6 protein-coding genes are annotated in these 6,215 nt (G+C 45.5%); 3 read left to right on the top strand and 3 right to left on the bottom strand.

Going from position 1 to position 6,215, the window contains the following annotated elements:
- The coding region (locus PHS53_05055; GenBank protein ID MDD5357479.1) for a glutamine synthetase at window positions 1–935 on the top strand (935 nt) is incomplete at its 5' end.
- Between the two features lie 264 nt (window positions 936–1,199).
- Window positions 1,200–1,703 carry a hypothetical protein gene (locus PHS53_05050; GenBank protein ID MDD5357478.1) on the top strand — a complete coding sequence of 168 codons (504 nt, stop codon included), beginning with the start codon at window positions 1,200–1,202 and terminating at the stop codon, window positions 1,701–1,703.
- A gap of 59 nt (window positions 1,704–1,762) precedes the next feature.
- Here the strand turns inward: PHS53_05050 and PHS53_05045 are convergent, their stop codons facing one another.
- The gene (locus PHS53_05045) at window positions 1,763–2,692 is read right to left on the bottom strand and encodes an FAD-dependent oxidoreductase (protein MDD5357477.1); all 930 of its coding nucleotides are present in this window, start codon (window positions 2,690–2,692) and stop codon (window positions 1,763–1,765) included.
- Window positions 2,693–2,767: 75 nt separating this feature from the next.
- Window positions 2,768–3,937 carry a cell division protein FtsZ gene (gene ftsZ / locus PHS53_05040; protein MDD5357476.1) on the bottom strand — a complete coding sequence of 390 codons (1,170 nt, stop codon included), beginning with the start codon at window positions 3,935–3,937 and terminating at the stop codon, window positions 2,768–2,770.
- A 403-nt stretch (window positions 3,938–4,340) separates the two neighbouring features.
- Between ftsZ and PHS53_05035 the strand changes: the two genes are divergently transcribed.
- Window positions 4,341–5,258, top strand: a complete 918-nt coding sequence (locus PHS53_05035) for a hypothetical protein (GenBank protein MDD5357475.1) — start codon at window positions 4,341–4,343, stop codon at window positions 5,256–5,258.
- A gap of 175 nt (window positions 5,259–5,433) precedes the next feature.
- Here the strand turns inward: PHS53_05035 and PHS53_05030 are convergent.
- On the bottom strand, window positions 5,434–6,215 hold a 782-nt coding region (locus tag PHS53_05030; GenBank protein MDD5357474.1), incomplete at its 5' end, for a cell division FtsA domain-containing protein.

Genomic DNA, 6,215 nt, shown 5'->3' with positions numbered 1-6,215 from the left:
AGGCAGATGGCCATTCAAGCGATTGTCTCCTTATTCCCGTTCGATTCGTAAAAGATCCGATTCGCGGAGGAAGCCATATCCTCGTTCTTTGCGAAGTCATGAATCCGGATGGAAGCGTGCATGTGAGCAACACTCGCGCAAAGACCCGCGAAATTGCGGAAAAATATAAAGAACACGATTCATGGTTTGGAATCGAGCAGGAATATAATCTTTTTCTTGGAGAGAGGCCGTTTGGTTTTCCGAAAGAAGGCTATCCCGCTCCGCAGGGTCCGTACTATTGCGGAGTAGGCGCTGATAAAATTTTCGGCCGACAGCTTGTTGAGGCGCATTTGGAAAGCTGTATTCAGGCAGGGCTTACCATTTCTGGAATTAATTCCGAAGTGATGCCTGGGCAGTGGGAATTTCAGGTCGGGCCTCTTGGAGCACTTGCCGCTTCAGATGAGCTCTGGCTTGGGCGCTGGCTTCTTGCACGAATCGGGGAGAATTTCGGATTGACCGTCCATTTTTCTCCAAAGCCAATGCTTGGCGATTGGAATGGGGCAGGAGCTCACACAAATTTCAGCACCAAGGCGATGCGCGAAGAAGGCGGAATTAAAGTCATTGAGGAAGCTTGCAGAGCGCTTGAAGCGAAGCATAGCGAACATATTGCTGTGTATGGAGCGGGGAATGGCGCTCGGCTTACAGGAAAGCACGAGACGTGCAGTATTGACGAATTTCGTTTCGGAGAGAGCGATAGAGGCGCATCCATCCGGATTCCCGTGTTCACAACAAAAAATAAAAAAGGATACCTCGAAGACCGCCGACCAGCCGCAAATATGGATCCATATCAGGTAACTGCGCGCATTATTGAAACTGTTTGCGCAAAACCGACTTCGGTTAAGAAAGAAGAAAAGCTTGTAAAGATTGCCCAGAAAAAAGTTGCGGGGAAGAAGTAAAATTTTTGTCTGCATAAACGAACTTGACCAAAAAACAACCTTTGTTACTATAAAGAAGCAATGAATTTCAAATCAATCCCAACCATCACACGAATCGTCCCTACTCCAAAGAGCGGGAGGTTTATTGTTGTGTAAGGAATTTCTAAAATACCATTACAGATAACAAAAACTCCCGCTCAAACGGGAGTTTTTGTTATCTGGAGATTTGGGAGAAGTACATTGTCCCAAACCTCCAGATAATGTGTCTGGCTTGCGAAAGCAAGGGTGCAAACACAGGGACAAGGAGGATTTGTCATGCCAGAGCTTGGTTCTGATGTACAAAGACGCAAAGTTGTTCCGGGAACACAGTTGTTCTTTCTCATCTCCGCACAGTCGGAGACGACGTCGGCGCGGGTGCTTCGGGCGATCGAAGAGCTTGCAAAGAAAAAGGGAGCGGAAGGTCTTACATTTTCCACCTCGCAAGATGTGACTTCGCACGGGCTCGTGCTCTGCGATGTGCCGGGCCGGAATTTTTCGCTTCGCTACAGCGAGCGCGGATCTAAGTATGCGGGCCTCCTGCCAATCGGAGCGGATCTGACAGAGAGCCGCATCGAAGGAGTTGCCGCCAATATCCTCGCGATGGTTCTGCGGGGAGAAGGCTGGAGAGATCGTTCCGGCGTCATACACCCGCATCCGTGCGACAAGCGCAGAGTAAAAGCCCCCCGGCCTTGGCAGGGAAGAAGACAAAAGAGCCTGCACGGCGCGAGTATGCATTACTGTCCGCTCTGATTCCAGGGCAAAGTCAAAAGCCGTTTGATCCTTTAAAAGTTCAAACGGTTTTTTTTAATTTATTTCGCGTGGATAGCGAGGTAGATGTCTTCGAGGGCTTTCACGGCATCGCCTGCGGCGATGTTGTTTTGGTGATATTTGCCATCGGTGCAGTCTCCCGCAGCCCAAATTCCTTCCTGTGAGGTTTTCTGTGTTCGAGGATCGACGACAATATGATTGTGTTCATCTCGCTTTACAATATCTTTTGCGAAGTCAGTTGTGGGAATGAGGCCGATTTCAACGAAAATTCCATTTGTTTTAATTTCTGTCTCCACGTCTTCTGTTTTTTCAGCATCTCGGTAGGTGATTCCTGTGACAAATTTGTCGCCGGAGACTTTTACTGGAATAGCATTTCGAATTGCCCGCATTTTCGGATTCAAAAGAATTTTCTGTACTGTAACAGGATCAGCACGGAATTCTGGGGAACGATTGAGAAGAGTTACACTTTTGCAGTAGGCAAGAAGCTGAGCTGCGGTCTCAAATGCTGCATTCCCTCCGCCGATAACCACAACATCCTGATCAGCAAAAAGAGGTCCGTCGCAAGATGCACAGTAGGTGATGCCTTTATTTTCAAATTCTTCCGCGCCAGGAACCTGGAGTTTTCTTCGGGTGCTTCCAGTCGCAATGAGAACTGTCTTCGCGTCATACGAAGCTTTTCCTGTCTTTACGCTAAACCCTGAAGCGGTTTTTGTGATATTTTCAGCTCTTTCGCCAGTCTTTATATCGACAATATCTTCAGCGTAAGCGCGGGTGTGAGCTTCAAGATCCTTCGCGAGCTTGTCTCCGGAAATGGAAACAGTCCCGATCCAGTTTTGAATGTCGGCTGATACTACGCTTTGGCCGCCGAAGCTCTCCGTTATAAAAACAGTCTTGAGACGCTTTCGCGCAGCATACACAGCTGCGGCGGCCCCGGCGGGGCCGCCGCCGATAATAGCAAGGTCATAAGTCATGCGAACAATGATAGCATATTTCTTGAATTTCCAAAAATTTACAACAAAAAATCGCCCTGAGGCGATTTTTTGTTTCTACTTTATTTTTGATCGTCTTAGGAATGCCGGCACTGCGCCCCATTCATCATCACTGTCGTCTACCACTTTGATTTCAGGTTTCTTTTCTTCAACAGGCTTTGGAACTTCTTTTACTACTACCGGTGCTGGAGTCGAAGAGCTGAAGAGTTTGCTTTTCTTTTCTTCCTTCGGTTCGCTTGATTCAAAATGGAAGAGTCCTTTTTTCGGCATGCCTTCTGGGAAACCAGAGGCGATGACTGTTACTTTCACTTCGCCCTTCTTCAATTTCTCATCATGAATTGTTCCGAAGATAACTTTTGCGCCTGGGTCGATTGATTCGGTAATAATTTTCGCAGCATCCTGAATTTCATACATTTTCAAATCGTCTCCGCCGGCGATAGAGAAGAGCACTCCTTTTGCGCCGTGAATTGAAATATCGAGAAGGGGAGAATTGATAGCTGCCTTTGCTGCGTCTTCCGCTCGCTTGTCTCCAATGCCTGTACCGATGCCCATAAGAGCAGAACCGGCATTTTCGAGCACTGCGCGAATATCGGCGAAGTCGACGTTAATGACTCCGGGAGTGGTGATGAGGCTTGAGATTCCTTCAACTGCTTGTTTCAAAATTTCATCGCACATTGCGAATGCGTCTCGTGCGGTCGTGTCCTTGCTTACAGTTGCAAGCAGTCGGTCGTTTGGAATAACGATGATTGCATCAACGCTCTTTTTGAGTTCTTCGATTCCTTGTTCCGCAAGTCGCATTCGAGATTGTCCTTCAAAAAAGAATGGCTTGGTCACAACGGCGACAGTGAGGGCCCCGAGCTCCTTTGCAGTTCGAGCGACAACGGGAGCAGCACCGGTTCCTGTTCCGCCTCCTTCTCCGCAAGCGATGAATATCATATCTGCGCCTTTGATGATTTCTTGGATTTCTTCTTTTGTTTCTTCAGCAGCTTTTCGTCCTTGCTCTGGATTCATTCCTGTACCGAGGCCTTTGGTGAGGTTTTTACCGATATGGATCTTCTTTGGCGCCATTGAGTGGTGCAAATCCTGCGCATCGGTGTTTATTGCGATAAACTCAACACCAGCGACCTTTGAGGTCACCATGTGGTTTACTGCGTTCTTTCCTGAACCTCCGACTCCGAGCACTCGAATTCGAGCAAATGTTTCTACTTCTGGTTTAATTTGGGGCATAGTAATAGGGCTTAACGCCAAGTCTTTTGGCGGATTAATTGAAGATTTCTTTTCAGTCCGTGTTTTCACGCTCTCTTAAAAAACTATTAATTCCAATCATAGCAGAAAGCCACAAAAAAACACAACAGTTGACATTATAGAGCTTTTAGCTTGTAGAAAATAGATGTTTTAAGCATGTTCGCATATACATTTTGGGGAAACAGCCCCACTGGTTCTCCGCTTAAACAATAGTCACTTTTCTTCACGGAAAATTGAAAACTCGGGGCGGGAAGCCCCTCAAACAATTCAATTTTCCTAAAAAGCTCCTTTGTTTTGCGCAGAGCCCAGTGAGTTTCCCAAAATGTATATGCGAACATGCTTCTGTTGGGTGACAGTTTTGAAGAATTTCTGGTACACTTTTAGTATGGAAAACTATTCTGAACAAAAACCACCACCGAAGCATTCAGAAGAGGAGCAAAAAATTCTTGACCAATATGGTCAAGAAGGGTTGGATTGGTATGGGGTGCCTGGTAAATTTTCTGACTCTAAAAAAGAAACAGACACGATTGATAAAGGCGAGGAAGAGCAATTATCTCTTAAAGAAACTGTATTGTCCCCGGAAGTTTTGGAAATGGTGATGGCGAAGGTACAGGATATCGATCAAGACGGTACCGCATATCATATTTCGGCATACGGAACCAGAGAAAGCTTCTCCTCTACTCTTTCGCTGGGTATTCTAGGTAATTATATGGACACAAACGATTTAGGTAAGGTGTTTGATAAACAAGAATGGATTCAGGCCGTTCGTGGTAAAGAAACTAAAAGATGGAGTACTCTTATGCCGAGTCGTCCTAGTATCTGTTTTCATATCATTGGACGATCTACACCGAACACAAACAAGCGAGGCTTAAGTCAAATTGCTCAACTTTACCCCATGACACAGGATAAATATGCAATACCAATAATGTTCGATATGAGTAAATTAAAAGAAGTTAAAAAACATTGGTATACGAAACTGAAAATCGGAGAATATATGAATGATCTAGAAGAGAGGCACAATTCTAAGGGGGAAAGCAGGGCAGAAAGTTCCCACGGTTTTGTATTATCAGCGAGAGTAGCTCCACGACTTTTTAAGGGGCTTGTAATGGATAAAGATTTTGAAAATATTGAAACAATAACTTCAATAATGGGCGAAGCCTATAAAGATAAAAAAGAACTTTATCTACCTATTTATAACGTTAACGGAGATCTTCTTTGGCCGAAACAAATGAGCTATGAAGAGGTGAAAAAATTCGTTGCAGAAAGGGAAAAGAAAAGTCCAGATAAGGAGAATCTTGAATAGCACAAAAGCGAGGAATAGTTTTTAGAAACCCGCGCACGCCAGGCCGGCAGGGTCTTTGTGGTGTAATTTTTGCTTCGGGCAAAAACTATACCACAAAGCAGCCGGCGCCCAGCACAAAGAAAACTGCCCGCTGGGGCAGTTTTCTGGGTTTCTAAAAACTGTTCCGAGTGACCTTTTATGGCAAAAATTGCTTCACCCAGCTAATGAGCGTGTTTTTGGTATTTTGAAGCGATTGGGTTCCTAATGATGCGCTCTCTTCTTGATTGAGGCCCAAAATGCAAAGGCCGTAAGCGACAGCCCATGTTGAATCTTTTACTTCTCCTGGTTTTGAATTTCCAAAAGTGACTTCTCCAATTTTTGAAGGAAGTTTGAGTGCGGCTTTTGCTAAATCTTCGACAGTCCCGACCCCCGAACCTCCGCCGGTCAAAATAATTCCAGCAGGAAGGAGTTCTTGTTTCCCGATTTTTTTCAAATGAGCTTCGATGAGCTCAAAAATATCTGAAAGTCGCGCCTCGATTATTTCTTCCAGTTTTTTGCGAGGATAAGAAGTAGAAGTAATGCCCCCAAGTTTTATTTGCTCCGCTTCATTAAGCGGAACCCGAAGTCCGAGTGCGATGTCGTTTGTAATATCTGTCGAGCCGATGGGGAAGACTTCCAAAGAGATCGGAATATTATTTTCAAAAATAACAATCGATACCGTTTCAGCTCCGATATTTGCAAGCACGCATCCGGCAATTTTTTGCGCGCGAGAAAGGGTGACCAAACTTGCAGCGAGCGGAGCTGCCATCACATCTTCTACTTCCACTCCAGCTTCCTCAACTGCTTCGATCAGATCTTCGAGGTGTTGTGAAAGGGAACTGACAAAAAGAGAACGGATTTCTAATTTCGTTCCTTTCATTCCAACCGGCCTGCCGTAGACATTTTTTCCGTCGAGTTTGTATTGAACGGGGATGACGT

It is taken from the genome of Candidatus Paceibacterota bacterium (assembly GCA_028714635.1).
Classification (GTDB): Bacteria; Patescibacteriota; Minisyncoccia; order Phycocordibacterales; family JAQTLZ01; genus JAQTLZ01.
Note: the sequence above shows the minus strand (reverse complement) of the source record. Positions and strands in the feature narration are given on the sequence as shown.

Coding starts and splice junctions, on each gene's coding strand:
- PHS53_05045 (MDD5357477.1), bottom strand. CDS start 2,692: ATGACTTATGACCTTGCTATTATCGGCGGCGGCCCCGCCGGGGCCGCC.
- ftsZ (MDD5357476.1), bottom strand. CDS start 3,937: ATGCCCCAAATTAAACCAGAAGTAGAAACATTTGCTCGAATTCGAGTG.
- PHS53_05035 (MDD5357475.1), top strand. CDS start 4,341: ATGGAAAACTATTCTGAACAAAAACCACCACCGAAGCATTCAGAAGAG.